Here is a 20975-nt window from a genome sequence, read left to right as displayed (position 1 = left end):
CGGGATCAAAGGCTTCTATACTCTCCGCCATTTACATGAATGGTTACCCCCACCACATAGGTCGAATCGTCGGATGCCAGATACAAATACGCCGGGGCAATTTCTACAGGCTGACCCGCTCGTTTGAGCAGATTTTCGGCGCCAAAAGTCGTATACATGTCCGGGGGAAGAGATGCAGGAGTCAGAGGGGTCCATGTTCTTCCGGGGGCAACAGCATTCACCCGGATGCCTCTCTCTATCAACGATAACGCCAACGAGCGGGTAAACGCGCTGATCGCTCCTTTTGTCGCCGAATAATCGATCAGCTCTTTAAAACCCGTATATCCCGTGGCTGAGCTTGTGTTTACAATCGTACTTCCCGGTCTTAGATGGGGAACGACGGCCTTTGCAAAATAAACGAACGAGAAAAAATTAGTTCGAAATGTACGTTCAAGCTGCGCGGAGGTAATATGTTCGATACTGTATTGAACGTGCTGCTCAGCGGCATTATTAATTAAAATATCAATCCGCCCGAACTCGGATAAAGCTTGCTGAACGGCCTGCCTGCAAAAGTCCTCATATCCGATATCCCCCGCAATGGTCAAACATCTGCGCCCCAATTGCCGGACTCTTGTCTTGGTTTCTTCGGCATCTCCATGTTCATTCAGATAGACTACAACGATGTCCGCTCCCTCCTTGGCAAACAGATACGCGATTGCGCGCCCGATGCCGCTATCCCCTCCTGTAATAATAGCCACTTTGCCGTCTAATTTTCCGGTGCCGACATATTGTGTATTTTCCGAGACCGGTCTTGGTATCATAATGGATTCGATTCCCGGTTGCCCCGGTTGGTACTGTGGCGGAAACTCCACGGGTAAATGATCGCACTTGATAACATTACCGTAGTTTGGATACATGAATTCATTCCTCCGTCGAAACTAGTTGCTTTCAGGTTATTCACCAACAAACAATTGGGTGAATGTCCCGCATCTTTTCACAGCGATTTCCTCCCTTGGGAATTACATTTCAATAATGGGGTACACTATTACCACTATCAGGGAGGATGATCGTTATGAACTTGTTCAAATGGCTTGTCAAGGGCCGTTTTCACAACAGGAGTCATACACCTAACTACGCCAACGATGCGCTTTCCATGTCAAACGGAGCGGATGGTGGAATGCTTCCCGATTCAGCCGCAGGCAATTCAACGATCTCTTCTCATTTGCCGGACAACCTGCAAAGGATGAAAGAGACGTTCGATCGCTGCAGTGACGTTGTTTTCCTCCCGTGGCAGTACGGTCCCGAAATGAGGCATAGCGCATTTTCCGTTTATTCCGAATCGCTCATTCAAAAAAAAGAGCATAATTTTTTTAAAGAATCGCTTCAAGACCTGGTCCCATACGAAGTAGGTCCGGGAACGGCGGTTACCCCTGAAGATATCGGTTTCTATTTCAGTCGCAATGTCGCCTCTGCGCATAGCGCCTTTTTAATCGAAGATTTCAATCAAGCGATAATTGAAGTCATGTTCGGCAATCTCGTCATTTTTTTCGACGATTGGAACAAAGCGCTCAGTTATAAGGCGATAGGCCTTGAAACCAGGCAAGTCACCGAATCCGTCACTGAACCGGTCGTACAAGGACCTCGTGAAAGCACCGTTGAAAATTTGTCGAAAAATATCGGAATGCTGCGCCTAAGGTTAAAGACGCCTCATTTTAAAATTGAGACGCTGCCGGTGTCAGGCCACACGAAAACGACAGTTGCTTACGGCTATTTGGACGGAACCGTTAATCCTGAAGTGTTAGCCGAATTTCAAATAAGAGTTTCCAAGCTTCACAACAAAGAAATACTGGAAACATCCTACATAGAAGAAGTCATTGAGGATTCCACCTACTCTCCTTTTCCTCAATATCGCTACACCGAGAGAACAGATGTCGCCGTAGCCTCCCTACTGGAAGGAAAAATTATCGTCATGGTTGAAGGGACCGGATCTATTCTCATTTGTCCCGGTTTGTTCCTTGAACTGCTGCATTCGAGCGAAGATTATTATCAGAGAACCGTTTTTTCAAGTATTATCCGCATCCTGAGATTCATTGCGCTGTTGATTGCTATGGGACTGCCTAGCGTATATATTGCGTTCTCCACCTATCATACGGAATTAATTCCGACTGTGCTCCTGCTCGCCATCCTCAACTCCCGTGAAGGGATTCCATTTCCTGCCGTCTTTGAGGCGTTCATTATGGAATTTTTCTTCGAACTCCTTAGGGAAGCCGGAATTCGTCTCCCTCGTCCGGTCGGATCCGCGGTAAGCATCGTAGGAGCGCTTGTTATCGGAGAAGCCGCCATCAATGCCGGCATCGCATCGCCGATCATGGTGATCATTGTTGCATTAACCGGAATTGCATCCTTTGCCATACCCCAGTACAACTTTGCCATTGCGCTGCGTATTTTACGTTTTCCGCTCATGCTGTTCGCAGCTGTTTTGGGCATATTCGGCATATTGATCGCCTTCCTGCTTATTTGGCTGCACTTGGCGAACCTACGATCTTTAGGACAGCCCTACCTAAGCCCTATCAGTCCATTCAGACCAAGTCAAATGAAGGATGTATTCGTTCGCGCGCCGCTCGGCGTATTGATGCAATCGCCGCGTAATCGACATATGCGCAAGCCTTCCAAATAAGATACAATGCCGGAATCGGGAGAGAACAAGGATCATGAATAAGTGGATATGGGTAAGCTTAGGCTTATCAGCCCTTTTCTTGTTGACGGGATGCTGGGATCGCGCCGAGTTGCCTGAAAAAGGATTTGTCATGGGGATTGCCGTGGACCAGGCCAAAGACAAAAAAATTTCAATAACAACACAAATGTTCAAGCCAACCCAAGGGGTCGGTATGATTGGCGGCAAATCGACTGCCGTATCATACGCCAATGTTACAACTATCGATGATACGGTACCCAGAGCCATTCGCGATATTCCCATTCATCTCGGCCGTAAATCCCAGTGGAGCCATACCCGCCTCATTATCATTGGAGAAAAGCTGGCCCGCGAACGGGATATATTCGACTTTCTCGAATTTTTTTATCGGGACCATGAGCCGCGAATGACGATTTCCATCATGATTGCGGAGGGAAGAGCGGAAAAATATTTGAAAATGAAACCGATCATCGAAAATACGATAAGCCAACAATTATACCAAAGCGAAAAAGCGACCGCGTCCAACAGCGCAAAAACGATGGAAACCAATTTGCTGAAATTGGGCTTGCAAATGAAAAGCCAAGTCGGCAACGCTATGGTTCCCTATCTGTATGTATCCAAGGATTCAACCACGGTCACCAATATAGCCGGAATTGCCTTGCTTAAAGAGGGGAAGCTTGTCGGCAAAATGGAACCCGGGAAAGTTGAAATCCTGCAAATGCTGTTGAATAAGTATGAGAACGGAATGATTGATATACCATGCCAAAATCCATCCAATCCGAAGCAGGTGGAAGCCGTGGAAATCGTCACCTTCAAAAGCAAATGGCGGCCAAATGTCATCGAAGAGCATTCGCTGAAGGTTCATGTAAAGGTCAACCTGGAAGTAGCCATCATGGAATTGTCCTGCTCCAAGGTGGAATCGGTAGATGAGGAAAAGAAATTCGCGAAAAAAGTGGAGGAGACGGTTAAACAGCGAATGACGGAAACAACCGACTGGCTAAAAGAAAACAAATTTGACGCCATTGGATTGGGCAACAAAGTATATCAGAAAAATCCACCCATGTGGAAACAGTGGAAAAAAAACTGGAATGACCGGTTTGCAACCAGTGAGTTCGATATCGAAGTAGAAGCCAAAGTCATTAATAGCGGAACTACTGTCGGTAAGCCTGCTTTCAAAAAATAGAAGGGAATGGAATCATGCCAGCCAAATTGTTATTTCTCCTGGGGGTGTACGCCGTCATTTCGTTTGTGGATATACCGAAATTAAAACAGTTGGGCAGCCGCGAAATCATCGCTTATGCGACCGTAACGCTGCTTTCGGTTTACCTGGGCATCCATTACGCATTTGACCTGAAATGGCCGTCTCTTGAAGACGCCGCCGCCGTGCTTTTAGGCGGACTGGCCCGTCGTATTGTCGATTTTTTAAAGGTTCCCTCTTAACTCAACAAAACTGCTGCCGGGGTGCAAATGATGAGAAATAAGGAGCAAATTAGCTCATCGCAAATGTCCGTCTTATTTTTTGCTTACATGACGGGCTCTTCTATCGTAAATATCCCCGGACCGCTGATCGGCTACTCCAAGAACGGGGCGTGGATCTCCCTGCTGCTCTCACTGTCTGTAGGCATGATCATCCTTTCCTGCGTCCTGTATATGTACCGCAAATTTCCCGACCTGACTTACATCGAATACAGCAAGGCATTGGTTGGCAATTGGGTTACGGTGCTGCTCGCCATTCCGTTTATCTCGTTTCAATTTCACATGGCATCCGGAATCGTGCTGGATATCGGTTTATTTATGACCAGTTCCATGATGCGGCAGACCCCGTTGAACTTGTTTGTATTGTCCGTGTTTGTGGTTATCGCTCTTACAGTGCGCTCAGGGATTGAAACGATCGCCAGAATGATCTTTCTTCCTATGGTCTGTGTCCTTTGTTTCATCATCCTCATTCTTGTCTTGTCCGGAAACAATTTTGTGGTCGACCATCTGTTTCCCGTTATGCCGGACGGCGTAAAACCGGTGCTGCTCGGCGCTTATTTCTCATACGGGTTTCCCTTTGTCGAGCTTGTGCTTATGGCCATGATTTTGCCTTATGTACGCAAGGAAGAACAGACCTATGTAAAAAAGGGCATGTATCTTGCTTTGTTGATTAACGCTGTTTGTTTAATTGCCGTGACGCTCAACACGATTTTGGTATTCGGTCCAATGGCAGGAGAACGAAAGTATTCCATGTTTGAAGTAGCCCGGATTATCGACCTGCTTGAAGTCATTCAAAGGATTGAATCCCTTGTAGGCATCTCCTTAATAATGACAGCTTTTATAAAAGCAACCATTACGCTATTTGTACTGAATTTAACGTTTACGAACTTGTTCAATCTTCAAGACGACCGCATCCTGATCCTTCCTCTTACACTGACCTGCTACCTGTTTTCCTTGTCTCAAATTGAAAGAGGAGCGGCCCGCTGGATTTATGCCGTTTCGGTTATCCATCCGTTATGGGCCACTTTTGCTTTTTTGATCCCCCTGCTCATCGTTGCCGCCGCAGCAGCATTGCGAAAAAAAACGGAGGCACGGTGCCAGTGAAGGCCGGTCTCCCTAACTGAAATATGTATCCGCCGTCTTCTCCGCCGATATGAGCCGCTAATCCCCTTGGCCAATCGGTTCGGAGAATTTTTTTGGCACTGGCCTTTATAAAAAGTTCAGCCGCATATTTTTTAGGATCGCTTGAGGATGTTCTTCTGTCTGATTTTCCCTACGACCAACAGCAGCAGAGGCAGGCCGAGCATATTGACGGGCAGCACGAACGGAACCCAATAATTGTTCAAATAATTGCCGGTCGCTTCGGAAATATTTTGGGGAAATAACGAAAAGACCATGACAACCGGGGCAATAAACCAAATCATCATCTTCCAATTTTTCACCTGTAAAAATTGTGCCGTTCCGTAGCTGGTTACAAACATATAAATGGACAATTTAATGAATACGCTTGCTATCCAAATGATCACCGCTATCGCGTCCAAATTTTCAATAAATCCAAAAATCGATATTTTTTTGGTCATTTCGAAAAAAGGATACCACATTTTGGATGTGAGATTGACGCCTACCGTCAAAATGACCATGATCATCGATAACAGTGTACAGAGCCAAGCTACCGCCACACCCCAAATGACGTAGGGCGCTCCCTTGTGCGGTGAAAAGAGAAACGTTGAGAGCATAACGAATTCAACCGCATGTCCAAGATAAGAGGCAGGCGGCAGCGCCCCCTTGAAGATGGCCATAAGCCCGCTGTCCGCATAAAATGGCCTCAGATTCTTGAAATAAATGTTGGGAACGCTTGTAGCGAGAACCAGCAATACCATAATAATAATCAGGGGACCTAAAATTTCACTGCAGCGTCCGATCCCGTCGATCCCCCCGGAATAGGTCACATACACGGTAAGCAGGATCATAATGATAACAATGATAAAAGTCGGCGTTTCATGAAAAAGCAGAATCCGCAGCAGATCGCTGAATTGGCGCAGGACGATGGGAATGATGGTATACCACTGGACAAGATAAATAACGATGACGATCTTGCCGATCCATTTTCCCATAATCGTTTGACTGAATTGTACGAAGGTCTGATCCGGATGGAGACGCACAAGCTTGGTTGTAATTACTGCCGCCAACAATGCGATGCTTCCGGCGATAAAAACAGACAGCCATGCATCTTGCTTCGCTGCTTGCAGACTGGGCGTAAACGTCATCAACAAAGTCATTCCCAGCTCCATGATAGTGATCATCCAGAAAACTTGAAGGCCGGTTATTTTCATCCTTGACAACCCTCTTCTCACGATTCATTATTCTATTTCTTCAGGTTCGCAGGCGCCTGAGTTCTGCCGACGCGCTCAATTGCGACCTCAACCTCGATGTGAACCGGAACCTGCGGATAGATTTCGTTCCAGCGGCTCTTGTTGTTTTTCCAATAAGCGGCATGTCGGATATGGATTTCTTCGCCTAAACCGAAAATATCCGATTTCAATTGTTTCTGTACGCGATTGAACGTGCTGACGATTTGTTTTTTCAGATCATCGGATATTTTGCTTTCGATACGTTTTAAATTTTCGGCCTTGCTCAAATCCAGCCTTGTATCGTTCTCCAATACTCTTCCTTTTACCTTAAAAATCGCCGTTACTTCCGGCATGTTGTCTTTAACCTTCGTGCTTATAGCCGTACGGCCCTTCGAGACAATCATGTCGGCTGTTCCCTTGAAATCTTTGTCCGGCGGCTCAACCTGTGCGGTTATATTGACGTTCTTAAGCTCTCCTCTCCACCACTGCAATGCCTTCACTTCTTCTTCCGTCAAAAATCCGGTCAACTGATTATCGCGGTACACGGCCGCTTCGTTAATCACGAAAGGAGCATCCGCATTCTTACTGTCACTCAGCCGGATCGCTCCGGTAACCGGCGATCTCCCAAATGAAGACATGGCGTTCAGAAACTCGTCTACTTTCAGGGACAGGCTGATGCGGCTGGATTGCATTTTTCTGATGGCGGTACCGGGGATGGTTTCCAGCAAATATTGAGCCTTCAAAATGTCCTTGGCGGACGTTCCATGCGCGGTCAATAAATAAACGGAGTACCGGCTGTCGGGCGAACGCAAAAATATATCCATAACCTGGTCCAGCCTGTGTCTGGCGTATTTTTCACCTATAATCGTTACTGATCTGTGGCCTAAAGAGATTTTCCGGGACAATCGCTGCTGCAGCTTGGCAAGCACATCCGAACCGTCCTTCCCCATCTCCGTGACGACCAGAACCGACTTTTTGTTTTTCCCCCCGCTCCCCATCAAGCCGGTCGGAGCTGAAGGCACGGCAATCTGAAAAGTAAACTCTACTTGCCCGTTCTCGGCAAGATCCATGCCGCTAGCTACGACAAGCGCAAGATCATTAAGTTCGGTCCTGTCCCAGCAGCCTGTAAATAAAGTGAGACAAAGGAAAGGAACCGCCGCTTGAAACCATTTCATTCGAATCATTGTTTCTCCAACTCCTGTTTTGGTCGAACGCGATGCTGGCGCTTGTGCAGAACCCACCAAGGGGCTCTGCCCATAACATCCCATATTCCGGATGGATGGAATGGAGCCACCGGGGTCATATAGGGAACCCCGAAGGAACGCAGATTCACAAGATGAATCAACAGCGCAATCATGAATGCCATAAAACCGTACAAGCCGAACATGCCTGCAAACAGCATAAGCGGAAAACGTAAAATACGAATCGCTTGACTCATATTCGTGTTGGGAATCAAAAATGAAGCTATTCCCGTCAAGGACACGATCATGACGATCGGAGTGGATACGATTCCTGCCTGAACGGCAGCCTGCCCTATGACAAGCACACCTACAATACTAATGGTCTGGCCGACAGGGCGAGGAAGGCGAATTCCCGCCTCGCGGATAGCCTCGAAAGTTATTTCCATCAGCAGCGTTTCCATGAGCGTCGGAAAAGGGACAGGCTCTCTTGCCGCCGCGAGACTTAAAGCCAGGCTAGTAGGAATCATTTCCTGATGAAAGGTCATAACGGCAATAAAAAGCGATGGCAAGGTCAAGGATAAAAAACCAAAAAGGTACCGCAGCCATCGAACAAATGTAGAAAAAATGAAGCTTGTATAATAATCTTCAGCCGATTGAAATCCATGCCAAAAAGTAACCGGCACGATCAAAGACATCGGAGTTCCGTTAATTAATATCGCCACCTTCCCTTCCAGAAGGGAAGCTGATACCGTATCCGGCCGTTCGGTCATATGCATGACCGGAAAAGGCGAATAGGGCGCATCCCGGATCATTTCTTCCACGTAGCCCGATTCCAGAACGCTGTCCAGATCGATTCGCGAGATGCGCTTCTTCACTTCGCAGACAATTTCCGGTGAAGCGATATGTTCTATGTATAATATAACCAGATCCGTTTGCGTAATTGCTCCTACCGACATATTCTCTATCTTCAGCTGCGGGGTGCGGATTTGCTGGCGAATTAATGCCGTATTCGAATGGATGTTCTCAATAAAGCCGACCCGCGGACCGCGAATGACCGACTCCGTTTCAGGTTCCTTCAGTGCGCGATGAAGTTGACCTTCTTTCATATGTATCGAGATGGCCTGCTTGGCAGATTCAATCAACAGAACGGCTTCTCCCATAACGATGTGCTTCACCGTTTCACTCTTCGTTGAAACCATTATCGCGCTTGCAACGGGAACCAGTTCGCTCTCCATGATTTCCAGTATCTGAGGGGCTGCGCCGCAATTCAGCGATCGATTTTGCAATAGCGGTTTTAATAACTCCTCGTCCAACCGCACGGTATCAACCAGTCCTTGAAAAAAGACCAACAGGCACGGAGTCGAACCGAATGCTTGGACTCTTCTCATTTTCAGATCCATGCATTGACTAAATGTTTGTTTCAACCATTGTTCGTTGTCATCCAAATTGTCGAACAGGTCCCCTTCGATCGCATATTCAATTTTGAACCTCTCTGTCTGTTCTCTTGCTCGCCAAGAAAGCAGCCTTTTAAAAAACATGGCTATTCTCACCTTTTTCTTTATTCATTAAAATTTCCAACTAGGAATAGACTCATTCAGAAAATGAATCAAAATCCATGGTATATAATCCCTCCATTCGCGGAATTCTGAAAAACAAAGCAATCGATAAAAAAAGATGAAGGTAACCGAAAAAATGAAAAATGGAGTCATATGGAAGGTCGTCGGTTTTTTGTTTATTATCGCTTTATCGGGGCTGGTGCTTTACTACTCCGTCACCAAGGGCTGAACGGCAAAAAGGCAGGCAGGAGATTTACTCCCGGCCTGCCTGCTTGATTTAACTGAAATATGTATCCGCCAGCTTCTCCGCCGTGCGCGTCGCCAGCGCCTGCGTCGTAAGCGTCGGATTAGGGCCTCCGATACCGTTGAAATGTACGCTGTTGTCGGCAATATATAGCCGCTTGACCTGCTGCGCCTCACAATTCGTATCGGTCACATATCCCATGCGCATCGTGCTTTCGATATGGAGAAAAAATCCAGCCGGCAAATCCGAGCGAATGATTTTTTTGGCCCCGGCGTGCTGAAGAATTTCAGCTGAAATTTTGACCAGTTGATCGCGCCTTTGTATGCTTTTTTTACCGGGGGTATAGTGAATAACCGGAACCGGCCCGTGCTCATCTTTCAGAAGCGGATCGACCGTCACCCTGTTGTGGTAAAGAGTCTCGTCGTCCGTGAGAATCAGCATGCTCATCGTTCTGCGGTAGTTGTACATCAGCTCCTTCAATTCAGGGCCGACGGCTCTGCCGCGAATATCCCACGACGCCCCCGGTTCCGGCGGGTTCAGCGAATCGAAGCCACCTTCGCTGAAGCCGTAGGTCATAAAGGCGGACAATCCGGGACTCAGACCGGAAACTTGCGTAGAACCGAGCCCCGGAATATCGACCCTGCCTCCCGAGGTGTTGCCTACGAACGGATCGGCCACCGGAATGCCCAATATGCTGTTCAACACTTTTTCATCGAATATGCCTGAAACCCAATCAAAATAATGGTTGGTTAAACCTCTCCCCACCCATTCGTTGTAGGGCAGCCCGGAGTTCAGCCAAAGGCGCGGCGACTCGATGCAGCCGGCTGCCATCACGACAACTTTAGCCGAAAGCTCGCCGATTTCTCCGGTCCACGTATCGCGAAACTGTACTCCGCTTGCGCACAGACCGTCTTTTGGATCATACTTCGTCAAAATTTTGATCGTGAAGGCATTAGGCCGGATCGTAACATTTCCAGTCTTGAGCGCAAGCGGGACATAACTGACCAAAGTGCCTCGTTTGGCGATTTTGTCGACTGTGGGCCCCGTCGTGCATCCGTTGACACAATGTCCTCTAAGGCTGCACCCTTCCATTTCGGATAACTGCTCCATCGTATAGCCCGGGTCCATCAGATGCTCGTTCGGGCGAAGAATCGCGTTGGGATGCGGGCGATAGCCCGGGGTTACGACATCAAGAGTCGGAATCAGAGACCACCCTGCCTTTTTGGCCCCGTAGAAAAAAAGTTCCTCTTTCGGAGCCACCGCCGCAAACTGGACGGGCAATGTAGCTTCAGCTTTTTCGTAATACGGAATGAGCTCCCGGTAACTGATTGGCCAGACGTTATCGACGGCAATAGGAAAAGCGCGCGGCGACTGCGCCCAGTAATGCTGTGTCGTTCCTCCGACGCCGGCTAGCTGCCAAATATCGCCTTTCTGAGGCAAAACCCGGTGCCAGGGCGAACGGCGGCGGTCGGCCGGGCCGAAACGGAATACGCCTGATATTCCGTCGTTTATGTTGTTTTCATACGAGTTATAAATCTGTTTATACAGCTTCACATCCAGATCGGCGTAACTGGAGCTCGACTCCGCGCCGCGTTCGGCATTGGGGTTCGGCCATTTGCCGTTGCCATACCAGGGCCCCGCTTCCAGAACCAACACCTTCAGTCCTTTTTCTCCAAGCTCTTTGGCCGCGACGGCGCCTCCGCCTCCGGATCCGATTACGATCACATCGGCATCAAGCATTCGGGCTCCCTCCTTCTCCGCGTACGATTGTCAATAAATAACCGCGAAGGGCGCGATAGCCTTTGGATACGCCCGGGTACCCGACCTGCCTCCAACTGATCGGAAAATACTCCAGCCTCCGCTGAGTCGGCGTATTCAAACGTGTCGAACCGTAAGCGGACCATTCCGAATAATAACCGAACATCGTCATCCGAACCAAAAAATCCACGATGTATTTGACAAATCCTCCATCGTCTTTGTACGGGGGCGGCAAGCTTCCCAGATCGACATCGAGCTGCTCCAGCATCGCCAATACCCGAATGCGGTCGCGGGGCGAGAGACCAGCGAAAGATCCGTCCTCCCAGACTGCAAAATGGGGAGGATCTTGCGCTTGGCCGGACGCAATAAACTGGGCTGCTCCGGCATTCAGCAGTTCGGCGGTGGACGAAGCTAAGGGAACTCCGGTTAAATGAGTTCCCCAAAAAAGTGAAAGATTATGGTTCAATTCCCAAACCATATACCCTTGAATATCCAATTCCGCCGCACCTGCCGCCTGTTCCGCTCCAAACATGGGAGTATACGGAACGATCGCTTCAACCAGCGCTTTAAACGTTGAAATCGTGAGTAAATCTGCGTATGAATCATATGCATGAACCGGATTCATTGGAGTCCTCCTCGTCACAACCGGGATTTCCCTGATCATATCCAGTTTATTTTAAGGATTCATACATTATTCGTTATTTTTGTTGTTCCGGAGGCAGCTTACGGATTTGGCTTTGCCGCTTACCCGGACTGCCGTTTCGAATAGTAGCGGACACCCAAATAATGCGCGCCTGTAAACAAGGTCAACAAACCGAAAAACACCAGAAATCCCATGTCCTCCTTGCGAAAAAACAATTGGATCAAAAAAAGCGCCAAAGAAATTTCCGTCCAAAGCAGCGTTCTTTTTTTCAGCATCGTCAGATCGGCCTTCGTACGGCTCATTTTCCGGAAATTCATCAAGGTCAGAACAGCCAGGACGATGATGCCGACTGCGATGGCCAAAATATAACTCATATTCCCTGTCATGCCAATCCCCCCATCTTTCTTCTATATGCCGCCTGTTCGAACGCCCATCCGCAGCATAATCCGTAGGACAGCGCCGCGTTGAACGCATCTCCCGCGCCCGTAGTATCGACAACGTCAGCCGCCGGCGCGGGAAGCGTGACCAGCTTGCCTTCCTGCACAAACGAGCAGCCTGCTTTTCCGCGTGTCAGGCATACTCGATGCCCGTGCTTGCGTTCCCAGGCAAGCAGCAGCCCGGCGAGCTCCTCTCCATTAATATGCTCAATGGAGTGCCCGGACAACTGCTCGAACTCCGTTTCGTCAGGCGTCAAAACATCGATCGATTGAAGCAGCGACCTACACGCCCGAGCCGATCGCACAATCTGCCTGGCTGCACACGAAGAAAACCTGCAAAAGTGCAGTTTTTGCTCGATGGATACAGCTAGCCGCGACATATTCCTGCAATAGTACAGTCTTTTCGCCGCGATCATGGGCTCTGACTCATTTTCGCGGAAAATTCCTGCACTTTCGCAGGCTTTTCCGGCAAACGGGCCGCAACTTAGCAAAAACCTGCACTTTCGCAGGCTTTTCTGCTTTCCAAGGCCACTTTGCCCCTACACTTCAACCGATGCAGGGAAGACACTTCGCGAATGCTGCACCGGAAATTAGGGCGCCCCTCCGGCTGCCCTACCAATATCGGACAGACTCCTAGTGCCTATTATATCCGAGCTGCCCGGTTTGTGGCTACACGACAGAGCAAAAAGGGATTCTCTTTCCTGCGGAGAATATGTTTTAAGATGAAGTTCAAAAGGAGAAGAACAACATGAACGAGGTCATTTTCAAGCAGCTGGAAGAGGAAGATATTCCGGTTCTAATGGATATTTATAATTATTACGCGATAAATACGACGGTATCTTTCCATACGGAGCCCGTGACATTGGACGAGTTTACGGAATCCGTCGTTTTTGCCAGCGAGCGGTACCGGACTTACGTGATCGTTCAGGATGGCAGCAAGCAAGGCTATGTGCAAGTGAAGCAGCATAAGAAAAAACAAGCTTACGATTCCACAGGCGAGGTAACGATTTATTTGCATCACCAATGTGTCGGCAAGGGCGTGGGCAGCGCCGCACTTCAGTTTATTGAGCAAGTGGCCGCGCAAAATGGCTTCCATTCGCTTGTAGCCACGATTTGCACGGAGAACAGCCGCAGCATCCGCTCATTTGCAAAACACGGTTACTCGCAGTGCGCGCATTTTAAAGAAGTAGGCTTCAAATGGGGCAAATTCCTCGATACTGTATCTTATCAAAAAATAATCGGCTGAATTCACGAGGCGAGCCGGTTCCAGTTCAAGCCGCCGTTCAAGGAGCGCCACAGCCCGTTCGTGCTCATAATCCAGCAGCGGTCGGTTTGCACAGCCGTCATATACACATTTTTCGGAGCAGGATCGAACGACGCGGGAAAATAGTGTTGAACCCACGTTTGCCCCTCGTCCGTCGTACGCAGCAAAGACCATCCTTGCGTTTCCGAGCCAGATTGGTTGCCGAGAAGCAGCCATCCGGTCTGTGCGTCCGAAAACGCGATAGCCGCCGGCTCCTGATCTCCCCTCAGCTTCCCCGTTTCGATCCAGTTTTCTCCGTCGTTGGTATGGTACAGTACCGTAGCCTTCGCTTTTTTAGTCGCCGCGGCATACCATCCATTTGTCGGCGATACGAAGGTGAACACCCCGCGCCCGTCTTTGGGCAGCTGCTGAATGCCCGACAACGTCCAGGTCAGCCCCCCATCCTGCGACCGCAAAAGCTGAAACCCCTTGGCTCCATTAACGGCGATCAATCCGTTCTGCCTGTCAAAGAACCGAAAAAACGGCTTTTCGATCGCGCTGCCAAGCTCCTGCACATTTCCTGCTATCACTTCCCAAGTCTCGCCCCCGTCTGAAGTCAGCAGCAATTCATTAGTTCCCGAACTGCCGGTGCTTGCCAGCACCCAGCCTGTTTTTTTATTCAAAAAAGACATCCCGTAAACGGCCGTTTCCCGATGGAAAGTATATTTGTCCGTCCACGTTTCTCCCCCGTTATCGGTCTGCATAAACACGTAGGCGTCACCGTCGCGCATCATTCCAAAACCATTAAGGCTATCCGCAAATACGATACTGTCCGCAGGTTTCATTTGGGAGCGGAGATCAGACGATGATTGACCTTGTACGGAAAGTGCGGGCCCCGTTGCGGCAAAAGACGGTTCTGCTGAAACTGGCTCTGCCGAAATCGCCTTCACAGCTGCCGAGCTGGAAGGTTCGTAGACGGAACAACCTGCGCTTACAAGAAAAAGCAGGAAAAAAATGATACTTTTCATGTACAGAACAGCCATGTTTTTCAACCTCCCGTTTCGCCAAAGAAGCTGCTTGGCTTGGTACTTGTAAAGACGAAGCGTCCGGCGAAATGGTTCACCGCAGGAACCGGCTTCGGCCTTTACAAGTGGCGCATGGGGCATATTGCATGGGATAAGATGCAGCGTCGCAACAAACCCTAAAGGGGATTAATCACTCTGGAGGGATTGCCATGACCAAGCCGCTGCAGTCGACCGCCATTGCTTGCCTGCTGATACTGCTCGCGACAGGCTGCGGAGCGTCGAAAAACAAAACGTATCATGGCGAGAGCTACCCGCACGAAACTTACGGCCTGAACGAAAACAACCTTTTTAACACCAGCCATGGAGCGGGCGATTATGCCAAGCCTTCTCCGGCTGCGGCGGGATCGGCAGCGCCAAGCATGTTTCCTGCTGCTTCGCCTCTACCCGCTTCACCGCAAGCGCAGTCGGGTTCATCAGCCGTACCGACTCCGACTCGGACTCCGATCCCGGCGCCGACGAAAACACCCAAACCGAAAAAGACTTCGCCAAAAACCGAAGCCGCGAAAAAGCCTGCGGTTCCCGTCCACCAAACCGAGTCGAAAGCAAAAAGCATGGCAAAAAGACTTTCTTTGTCCGAACTTATCGTCAAGTATCCGAATACGTTCAAAATTCGCGGTTCCGCTAATGAAAAGAAAGTAGCTCTGACGTTCGATGACGGCCCGGATACCCGGTTTACCCCGCAGGTGCTGGATGCGCTGAAAGAAAAACATGTCAAAGCAACCTTTTTTCTGGTCGGTTCCAAGGCCAAGGCCCACCCTGACATCGTTCGGCGCATCGTCAGAGAAGGGCATATTATCGGCAATCACTCCTACAACCACGCCTATTTGCCCAAGCTGTCCGTAGACGGCTTTCAAAGCCAGATCGAAACGACGGAGCGTGTTTTGCGAAGTCTAACCGGGTATACCCCCAAGCTGATCCGCCCTCCTTATGGCGCCATCAATGAAGAACAGGTCAAGTGGGTTGCCGATCACCAGTACCTAATCGTCAACTGGAACGTCGATTCTTTGGACTGGAAATCTTTAACAACCAATCAGGTGCTGAACAACATTATGCGCCAAATGAAGCCGGGCTCCATCATCCTGCAGCATTCCGGAGGAGCTGACAGCCAAAATTTAAACGGAACCGTCCAGGCGATCGGCCCGATGATCAGCAAGCTCAAAGCGGACGGCTACACCTTTGTGACTGTGCCCGAGCTGCTGCACGTTTCCAAAAGCAAATAAAAAGCCGGGGTGCATCGCTAAAGTGCACATCCGGCTTTTTGCTTTAATCCAGCTCGGCCAGTCGCGATTTGATGCTGCGAATTTGCCGCAGCTGTTCGTCAGCAGCCTCGGGACTTCCCGCTTCCTCTCCCATCAGACGCGTTAAAGCCAGTTCCAGCCGCCTCCGTTCATTGTCGCGCTCAAGCAATTCCGGAGAACGTTCGCGTTCGTTCCGCGACTCCATGTATTCGTCATAAGTGCCGGCGAACGAGACCGGGGGCGACTCCGGGCTAAGCCAAAGCAGCTTCGTCGCCAATTTGCGGATCAGATAGCGGTCGTGCGAAACGAAAACCATAGTGCCCGGAAAATTGAGCAGCGCCTGCTCAATCCGCTCCCGGGTGTCGATATCCAAATAATTCGTCGGTTCGTCAAGCACCAGAAGATTCGCCCCGCTGAAGTACAATTTCAAAAATGCGGCGCGGCACCGCTCCCCCATGCTCAGATCGCCGATTTTTTTGCGGGCGTCTTCACCGGAAAACAGGAAGCAGCCGAGAATAGTTCGGGCTTGCGTCTGGGTCATCGCAGGCAATGACAGCAGACTGTCCAGCAAAGTGGCCTGATCGTCCAAATTGTCGAGCTCCTGCGAAAAATAGCCGAGAACCGTCCGCGGGTGCAGGTACACGCGGCCAGCCGCAGGCTCAAGCTGCTGCATGAGCAGCTTGAGCAGCGTCGATTTGCCGGCGCCGTTGGGACCGAGCACGGCCAGTCTGTCGCCTCTGTCGACGCTAAGGCTGAGCCCGGCGAACAGCTCGCGTCCGCCATAGCCGAACGCGGCCTGCTCCAGCCGCACGAGCGTATGCGAAGCAAACTCGCCTGCGCCGAGCCTCAGCTTCAGCTGCGCCGCTTCGCGCGGCTTCTCGACCCGCTCCGCCTCCAGGCGCTCCAGATCTTTCATCTTCGCGTTCATCCGCGCGGCATGCGCGCCGGCCCGCGCCTGGAAATACACGCGCTGTATCGGCACCTCGGCCACCCGGGCGTTTTTCTCGCCCTGATGAAACCACTGCCGATACGTGCGGATGCTTTCCTCCAGCTGCTCCCGCAGTTGCTGCTGCTTGCGGTAGAGCACCTCCTGCGTGCGGTGCTCCAGCTCTTTTTGGCGGGTGTAGTCGGAATACCCGCCATTGTATCTTTTGCAGCCTGTAGGCGAAAGCTCATACAGGCCGGTTGCCGTGCGATCGATGAAATAGCGATCGTGCGAGACGAAGACGACGGTGCCGGGATAGGCCCGAAGCCATGCTTCGAGCCCTTCGAGCGACTCCGCGTCGAGATGGTTGGTCGGCTCGTCGAGCAGCAGCAGCTGCGGCTCGCGCACCAGCAGACGCGCCAGCTGCGCGCGCGTCTTTTGCCCGCCGCTCAGCCGGCCGAGCGGCATCGTCCACAGCTCGCGCCCGAGCCCGAGCTGCTGCAGCTTTCGCTCCACTTGGGTTTCCCAGTGGTAGCCGTCCAACTGCGCGTATCGCTCTGCCGCCTCCTGGTACTCGGCGAGCAAACGCTCCATGGCGCCAGCGGGCGCGTCCTTCATTCGCTCTTCGAGCTCATTCAGCTCGCGCTTCGCTGCGCAGTGCGCCGGGCTGCCCGACTCGGCGTAGGCCAGCAGCGGCATCGCCTCGTCAGCCTCGGCAAGCTGCTCCATCCAGCCCCACTCTTCTACGCCCAGCCTGCGCTCGACTTTCCCCCGATCCGGCTGCACGGTCCCGGCCAGTATGCGGAGCAGCGTCGTTTTGCCAAAGCCGTTGCGCCCGTATATCGCAATCCGTTCTCCCGCATAAATGTCCAGCTCCACATGTTCAAAAACAGGCTTCCCAGCAAATTCCTTCATAACATCTTTAGCTTTTATAAGCAAAGTCATCGACTCGCCGCCTCCTTAAATTCAAATGCAAAAAAACCGCAGGCAGCCGCCCGCGGTCAGAAAGAACGAATGTTTCATTGCATATGAAAAAGAAGCGCAGTCGCCCCTTTAGACATACGAATCCCATTCGCTCTACTGTACTACGCAGAGTCTGCTGCTTCCATCGAATCATCGATTAGCAGAAAATGAATGGGGGATCATTAATTCATCGGTCTAAAGGTACCTCCGAGTTCTACAAGTTGGCTCAATTATATATTCCCGGCAAGCCAAAAAGCAAGGGAACAAATCGTTATAATCATCTTGCTCGGAGTCTGTCCGACGGAGTTACTTTTGTGCATACCGGGTGAATCATGACTGCGTATATTGCCGCTCACGCTGCATAATTACTGTCATTTTACAGATTTATACCTTCTACGTGGTTCATCGGACAGACTCCTAGGTCTCAGTGCTCCACCGGAGCCCCTGCCGCGGCCGGTTTGCAATCAGAGCAATAGCCGAATATTTCAAAACGGTGGCTCTGCACGTCAAAATTGTCCGGCAAATCCGGCAAATGCTTCATCGGGCAAAATTCGAAAGTGACCGTCTTCTCGCAGCTGACACAAATCATATGATGGTGGTGGTGCGAAAGGCAGCTTGCTTTAAATTTGAGCCCGTCGGCCAAATGAAATTGTTCCAAAACGCCCATTTCGCTTAACAGACGCAAATTCCGATACACCGTATCGAAGCTGACACCCGGATATTTTTGCTTCATATATTCATAAACATCTTTAGGAGACAAATAACTCCCCGATTCCGCAAACAACGTTGCCAAACTTTTGCGCTGCTCCGTTATTCTCCAGCCATGCTGAGACATAGCTTGCAGCATCTGATCCATGGTATGCGCATGTGTGCCCACTTGCATTGCTCCTCTATCAATGGAATATTAACTTCTATAGTGCCGCAAATGCCCCATTGGAGTCAAGCGAGAAACCGATTTTGCCTTCGCCGCTTCCCTCTTTTGCCATGAAAAATCCGGTTTTTACTCCCGAGAACGGGTCATCCTTGTCTCTCCCCATTCCCGCTTTTGCAATGCTGATGCTGTCCGCATTTCTTCGCGATTGAGGGTTCGACTGGGAATTCAGGAAAGCTCATAGCCAGGAGTAGACATCCCTTGAACTCGAATGATAAGTGGGGAGCCGGTCTACCAAACGCTACCACTTGCGAATCGTGGAAATCTGTTCGAAATTTCATACAGAAATTGCACTGATTTCGTAAAATCGAGAAATAGGTATGAAAAATCGAACAGAATCATGCCTACAGCGGTAAGGATGACTTTTGTATGCGAAAAATCATACGCGCGCCTAGTCAAGCTAGGCATCGCTAGCCGGTGTGAGTCCGGTCGGGGTAAAGACCAAGCTGCCCCGTAGCTAGCAGGCAGACGACGGCGAAATCCGGCGGCTGAAGCCCTGTGAAAACTTCGCCTATGGCGAAAGAAGCAACCTTGCAGGCCGTAACGCAAGTGAATCCTGCCGCATCGTTAATCGTAGCCCAATTTGGGACAAGGGGGAGCCGAGCTGCGGTATGATCAGCGAAGGCCACGGAACGCGCAAAGACCTTGGAAGTGCAGCGCGGAAGAATCCTCCGGTGTATAGGGGATCGGCATGCAAGGAAAGTGATGCCTGGAACTAGGGAGACCCTCCCCTGCACGGCACAAGGGTGTCGTAAAGAGCGGACCTATAAGCCCTTAAGGTGAAGTGGCGAGCTGCAGGAAGGGAGTCGGAAGGGGCCGTAGTACCAATGAAGCGAGGACAACATAACCTCGTGGAGGAAAGGGCCCCTGCTTCGTACACGGGATATAGAGGAGGTAAGAGTGAGTGAATGCGGGAACCCCTGCTAACTACACCAAAGCAAAAGTTCGACAACTCCAAAATACCCTCTACCTTGCGTCTAAGGTAAATCCCAAGCGTCGCTTCCACGCTTTGTACGACAAGATGTACCGGGAAGACGTCATGCGTACCGCATGGACACGTGTAAAGGCAAATGGCGGTAGCGCCGGAGTAGACAAGGAAACCATCGACTACATCGTAAAGGAGTACGGGGAAGAGCGGCTCATTGAGGATTGCCGGCAGGCTCTCATAGACAACATATACCGGGCAAGCCCGGTCCGGCGCCATGAGATACCGAAAGGTGACGGCAAGATGCGACCGCTCGGGATTCCGACAGTACGTGATCGAGTCATGCAAATGGCGGCTAAAATCGTCATTGAGCCCATTTTCGAGGCGGACTTCCAAGACTGTTCCTTTGGCTTTCGGCCGAAACGCAGTCAGCATCATGCCATTGGGCGAATTCGAGAGACCGTGGAACGGGAGAAGTTAAACTGGGTTGTTGATATCGACATCACCGGATACTTCGACAACATCCCGCACGACAAATTGATGAAGATGGTGGAGGGGCGAATCAGCGATCGGCGCATGCTGAAACTGATCCGGATGTGGCTCAAAGCCGGAGTTATTAAGGAAGGCGAGCTGTATGAGACCGAGATCGGCAGCCCGCAGGGCGGCGTGATCTCTCCGCTACTTTCTAATCTGTACCTCCATTACCTGGACACGATCTGGACAAAGCAATACGCGCACGTCGGCACGTTAGTTCGATATGCGGATGACATGGTTATTCTCTGTCGATACAAAGAGCAAGCACTGGAAGCGATACGAGTACTAAAAGCGGTATTTCAAAGACTGGAGCTGACGATGAATACGAGCAAGTCCAAACTTGTCAGCCTGTGGGGAGGCAAAGAAGGATTCGACTTTCTGGGTCATACCCATCGGCGCATGCCGTATTGGGTTAAGAACGGAAGGAAGTTCTACTATCTAAGAAGCATCCCCTCCCGTAAAGCCCTAAAGAAGATGCGAACGAAGGTGCGAGAGGAGCTTGAACCGCGAGCACGGCTGAAATGGTCTCTAAATGACCTGATCGCGAAAATGAACCCAATTATTCAAAGTTGGCAGAACTATTACGCGGCGGTGGATAAGAGCATGGCGAACCGTTTTCTTGCCAAGATAGATTGGCACATACGCAGGCGATTTAGCCTTTGGTGGAACAAGAAACACAAGAAACGGAAGGCCAGTCGTGAGAATCTGTTCGAACTTCTTCAGGCTATGGGACTGAAAACCGTGGCCACTTGGGGTTAGCCGTACTGGGCTAGGTGAAGAACGTCGGAAAGCCGTATGCGGGAAAACCGCACGT

The 20975-nt window shown here is 50.4% G+C and carries 18 protein-coding genes; 7 read left to right on the top strand and 11 right to left on the bottom strand.

Annotated elements, in window-relative coordinates; translation table 11 throughout:
• Positions 1-5: 5 nt before the first annotated feature.
• Complete coding sequence (locus tag AC6RNO_RS28755) at positions 6-896, bottom strand: SDR family oxidoreductase (RefSeq protein ID WP_497107584.1); 891 nt, start codon at positions 894-896, stop codon at positions 6-8.
• 236 nt (positions 897-1132) lie between these two features.
• Between AC6RNO_RS28755 and AC6RNO_RS28750 the strand changes: the two genes are divergently transcribed.
• The 4 genes from AC6RNO_RS28750 to AC6RNO_RS28735 are packed head-to-tail and all read left to right on the top strand — an operon-like array spanning position 1133 to position 5251.
• Positions 1133-2656, top strand: coding sequence for a spore germination protein (locus AC6RNO_RS28750; RefSeq protein ID WP_497107604.1), 1524 nt, complete (start codon positions 1133-1135; stop codon positions 2654-2656).
• Positions 2657-2690: 34 nt separating this feature from the next.
• On the top strand, positions 2691-3854 hold the full coding sequence (locus AC6RNO_RS28745; protein WP_497107583.1) for a Ger(x)C family spore germination protein: 1164 nt from the start codon (positions 2691-2693) through the stop codon (positions 3852-3854).
• Between the two features lie 14 nt (positions 3855-3868).
• Positions 3869-4111, top strand: coding sequence for a hypothetical protein (locus tag AC6RNO_RS28740; protein ID WP_497107582.1), 243 nt, complete (start codon positions 3869-3871; stop codon positions 4109-4111).
• A 27-nt stretch (positions 4112-4138) separates the two neighbouring features.
• Entirely contained in the window at positions 4139-5251 is a 1113-nt protein-coding gene (locus tag AC6RNO_RS28735; protein WP_497107581.1) for an endospore germination permease, read from the top strand.
• 131 nt (positions 5252-5382) lie between these two features.
• On the opposite strand, the gene AC6RNO_RS28730 is transcribed toward AC6RNO_RS28735, so the two are convergent.
• From AC6RNO_RS28730 to AC6RNO_RS28700, 7 genes are all read right to left on the bottom strand, one after another.
• Positions 5383-6480 carry an endospore germination permease gene (locus tag AC6RNO_RS28730; RefSeq protein WP_497107580.1) on the bottom strand — a complete coding sequence of 366 codons (1098 nt, stop codon included), beginning with the start codon at positions 6478-6480 and terminating at the stop codon, positions 5383-5385.
• Positions 6481-6512: 32 nt separating this feature from the next.
• Positions 6513-7682, bottom strand: a complete 1170-nt coding sequence (locus AC6RNO_RS28725) for a Ger(x)C family spore germination protein (RefSeq protein WP_497107579.1) — start codon at positions 7680-7682, stop codon at positions 6513-6515.
• Positions 7679-9217: a spore germination protein gene (locus AC6RNO_RS28720; RefSeq protein ID WP_497107578.1), complete on the bottom strand. Its 1539-nt coding sequence runs from the start codon at positions 9215-9217 to the stop codon at positions 7679-7681. The genes AC6RNO_RS28725 and AC6RNO_RS28720 overlap by 4 nt, the downstream gene beginning before the upstream one ends.
• 295 nt (positions 9218-9512) lie before the next feature.
• The gene (locus AC6RNO_RS28715) at positions 9513-11219 is read right to left on the bottom strand and encodes a GMC family oxidoreductase N-terminal domain-containing protein (protein ID WP_497107577.1); all 1707 of its coding nucleotides are present in this window, start codon (positions 11217-11219) and stop codon (positions 9513-9515) included.
• Complete coding sequence (locus AC6RNO_RS28710) at positions 11212-11862, bottom strand: gluconate 2-dehydrogenase subunit 3 family protein (RefSeq protein WP_497107576.1); 651 nt, start codon at positions 11860-11862, stop codon at positions 11212-11214. Before AC6RNO_RS28710 ends, AC6RNO_RS28715 begins: the two co-directional genes overlap by 8 nt.
• A gap of 119 nt (positions 11863-11981) precedes the next feature.
• On the bottom strand, positions 11982-12266 hold the full coding sequence (locus AC6RNO_RS28705) for a hypothetical protein (RefSeq protein ID WP_474686614.1): 285 nt from the start codon (positions 12264-12266) through the stop codon (positions 11982-11984).
• Positions 12263-12733, bottom strand: a complete 471-nt coding sequence (locus tag AC6RNO_RS28700; protein WP_497107575.1) for a PfkB family carbohydrate kinase — start codon at positions 12731-12733, stop codon at positions 12263-12265. Before AC6RNO_RS28700 ends, AC6RNO_RS28705 begins: the two co-directional genes overlap by 4 nt.
• A gap of 332 nt (positions 12734-13065) precedes the next feature.
• Here AC6RNO_RS28700 and AC6RNO_RS28695 point away from each other — a divergent pair, with 332 nt between their 5' ends.
• A complete protein-coding gene (locus AC6RNO_RS28695) occupies positions 13066-13563 on the top strand; it encodes a GNAT family N-acetyltransferase (RefSeq protein ID WP_497107574.1) in 498 nt (165 codons plus the stop codon).
• A gap of 2 nt (positions 13564-13565) precedes the next feature.
• Here the strand turns inward: AC6RNO_RS28695 and AC6RNO_RS28690 are convergent, their stop codons facing one another.
• Positions 13566-14603 (bottom strand): WD40/YVTN/BNR-like repeat-containing protein, encoded by a 1038-nt coding sequence (locus AC6RNO_RS28690; protein WP_497107573.1) that lies wholly within the window; start codon positions 14601-14603, stop codon positions 13566-13568.
• A gap of 191 nt (positions 14604-14794) precedes the next feature.
• Between AC6RNO_RS28690 and AC6RNO_RS28685 the strand changes: the two genes are divergently transcribed.
• Entirely contained in the window at positions 14795-15865 is a 1071-nt protein-coding gene (locus AC6RNO_RS28685) for a polysaccharide deacetylase family protein (protein WP_497107572.1), read from the top strand.
• Positions 15866-15908: 43 nt separating this feature from the next.
• Here the strand turns inward: AC6RNO_RS28685 and abc-f are convergent, their stop codons facing one another.
• Both abc-f and AC6RNO_RS28675 read right to left on the bottom strand, forming a co-directional pair.
• Positions 15909-17753: a ribosomal protection-like ABC-F family protein gene (gene abc-f, locus AC6RNO_RS28680; protein WP_497107571.1), complete on the bottom strand. Its 1845-nt coding sequence runs from the start codon at positions 17751-17753 to the stop codon at positions 15909-15911.
• A gap of 442 nt (positions 17754-18195) precedes the next feature.
• A complete protein-coding gene (locus tag AC6RNO_RS28675) occupies positions 18196-18654 on the bottom strand; it encodes a transcriptional repressor (RefSeq protein WP_497107570.1) in 459 nt (152 codons plus the stop codon).
• Positions 18655-19606: 952 nt separating this feature from the next.
• On the opposite strand from AC6RNO_RS28675, the gene ltrA reads away from it, so the two are divergent.
• Positions 19607-20920 carry a group II intron reverse transcriptase/maturase gene (gene ltrA, locus AC6RNO_RS28670; protein ID WP_497107569.1) on the top strand — a complete coding sequence of 438 codons (1314 nt, stop codon included), beginning with the start codon at positions 19607-19609 and terminating at the stop codon, positions 20918-20920.
• Positions 20921-20975 lie beyond the last annotated feature (55 nt).

The sequence above is a fragment of the Paenibacillus sp. sgz302190 genome, assembly GCF_059820445.1.
The sequence above is the reverse complement of the archived record's forward strand: the minus strand, read 5'-3'. Positions and strand labels throughout refer to the sequence as shown.

Excerpts from the sequence above, each read along its gene's own strand:
- AC6RNO_RS28715 (WP_497107577.1), bottom strand. The coding sequence starts at position 11,219 with ATGCTTGATGCCGATGTGATCGTAATCGGATCCGGAGGCGGAGGCGCC.
- AC6RNO_RS28705 (WP_474686614.1), bottom strand. The coding sequence starts at position 12,266 with ATGACAGGGAATATGAGTTATATTTTGGCCATCGCAGTCGGCATCATC.
- AC6RNO_RS28710 (WP_497107576.1), bottom strand. The coding sequence starts at position 11,862 with ATGAATCCGGTTCATGCATATGATTCATACGCAGATTTACTCACGATT.
- AC6RNO_RS28735 (WP_497107581.1), top strand. The coding sequence starts at position 4,139 with ATGATGAGAAATAAGGAGCAAATTAGCTCATCGCAAATGTCCGTCTTA.
- AC6RNO_RS28755 (WP_497107584.1), bottom strand. The coding sequence starts at position 896 with ATGTATCCAAACTACGGTAATGTTATCAAGTGCGATCATTTACCCGTG.
- abc-f (WP_497107571.1), bottom strand. The coding sequence starts at position 17,753 with ATGACTTTGCTTATAAAAGCTAAAGATGTTATGAAGGAATTTGCTGGG.
- AC6RNO_RS28695 (WP_497107574.1), top strand. The coding sequence starts at position 13,066 with ATGAACGAGGTCATTTTCAAGCAGCTGGAAGAGGAAGATATTCCGGTT.
- AC6RNO_RS28720 (WP_497107578.1), bottom strand. The coding sequence starts at position 9,217 with ATGTTTTTTAAAAGGCTGCTTTCTTGGCGAGCAAGAGAACAGACAGAG.
- AC6RNO_RS28685 (WP_497107572.1), top strand. The coding sequence starts at position 14,795 with ATGACCAAGCCGCTGCAGTCGACCGCCATTGCTTGCCTGCTGATACTG.
- AC6RNO_RS28750 (WP_497107604.1), top strand. The coding sequence starts at position 1,133 with ATGTCAAACGGAGCGGATGGTGGAATGCTTCCCGATTCAGCCGCAGGC.
- AC6RNO_RS28740 (WP_497107582.1), top strand. The coding sequence starts at position 3,869 with ATGCCAGCCAAATTGTTATTTCTCCTGGGGGTGTACGCCGTCATTTCG.
- AC6RNO_RS28675 (WP_497107570.1), bottom strand. The coding sequence starts at position 18,654 with ATGCAAGTGGGCACACATGCGCATACCATGGATCAGATGCTGCAAGCT.
- AC6RNO_RS28730 (WP_497107580.1), bottom strand. The coding sequence starts at position 6,480 with ATGAAAATAACCGGCCTTCAAGTTTTCTGGATGATCACTATCATGGAG.
- AC6RNO_RS28745 (WP_497107583.1), top strand. The coding sequence starts at position 2,691 with ATGAATAAGTGGATATGGGTAAGCTTAGGCTTATCAGCCCTTTTCTTG.
- AC6RNO_RS28690 (WP_497107573.1), bottom strand. The coding sequence starts at position 14,603 with ATGGCTGTTCTGTACATGAAAAGTATCATTTTTTTCCTGCTTTTTCTT.
- AC6RNO_RS28700 (WP_497107575.1), bottom strand. The coding sequence starts at position 12,733 with ATGATCGCGGCGAAAAGACTGTACTATTGCAGGAATATGTCGCGGCTA.
- AC6RNO_RS28725 (WP_497107579.1), bottom strand. The coding sequence starts at position 7,682 with ATGATTCGAATGAAATGGTTTCAAGCGGCGGTTCCTTTCCTTTGTCTC.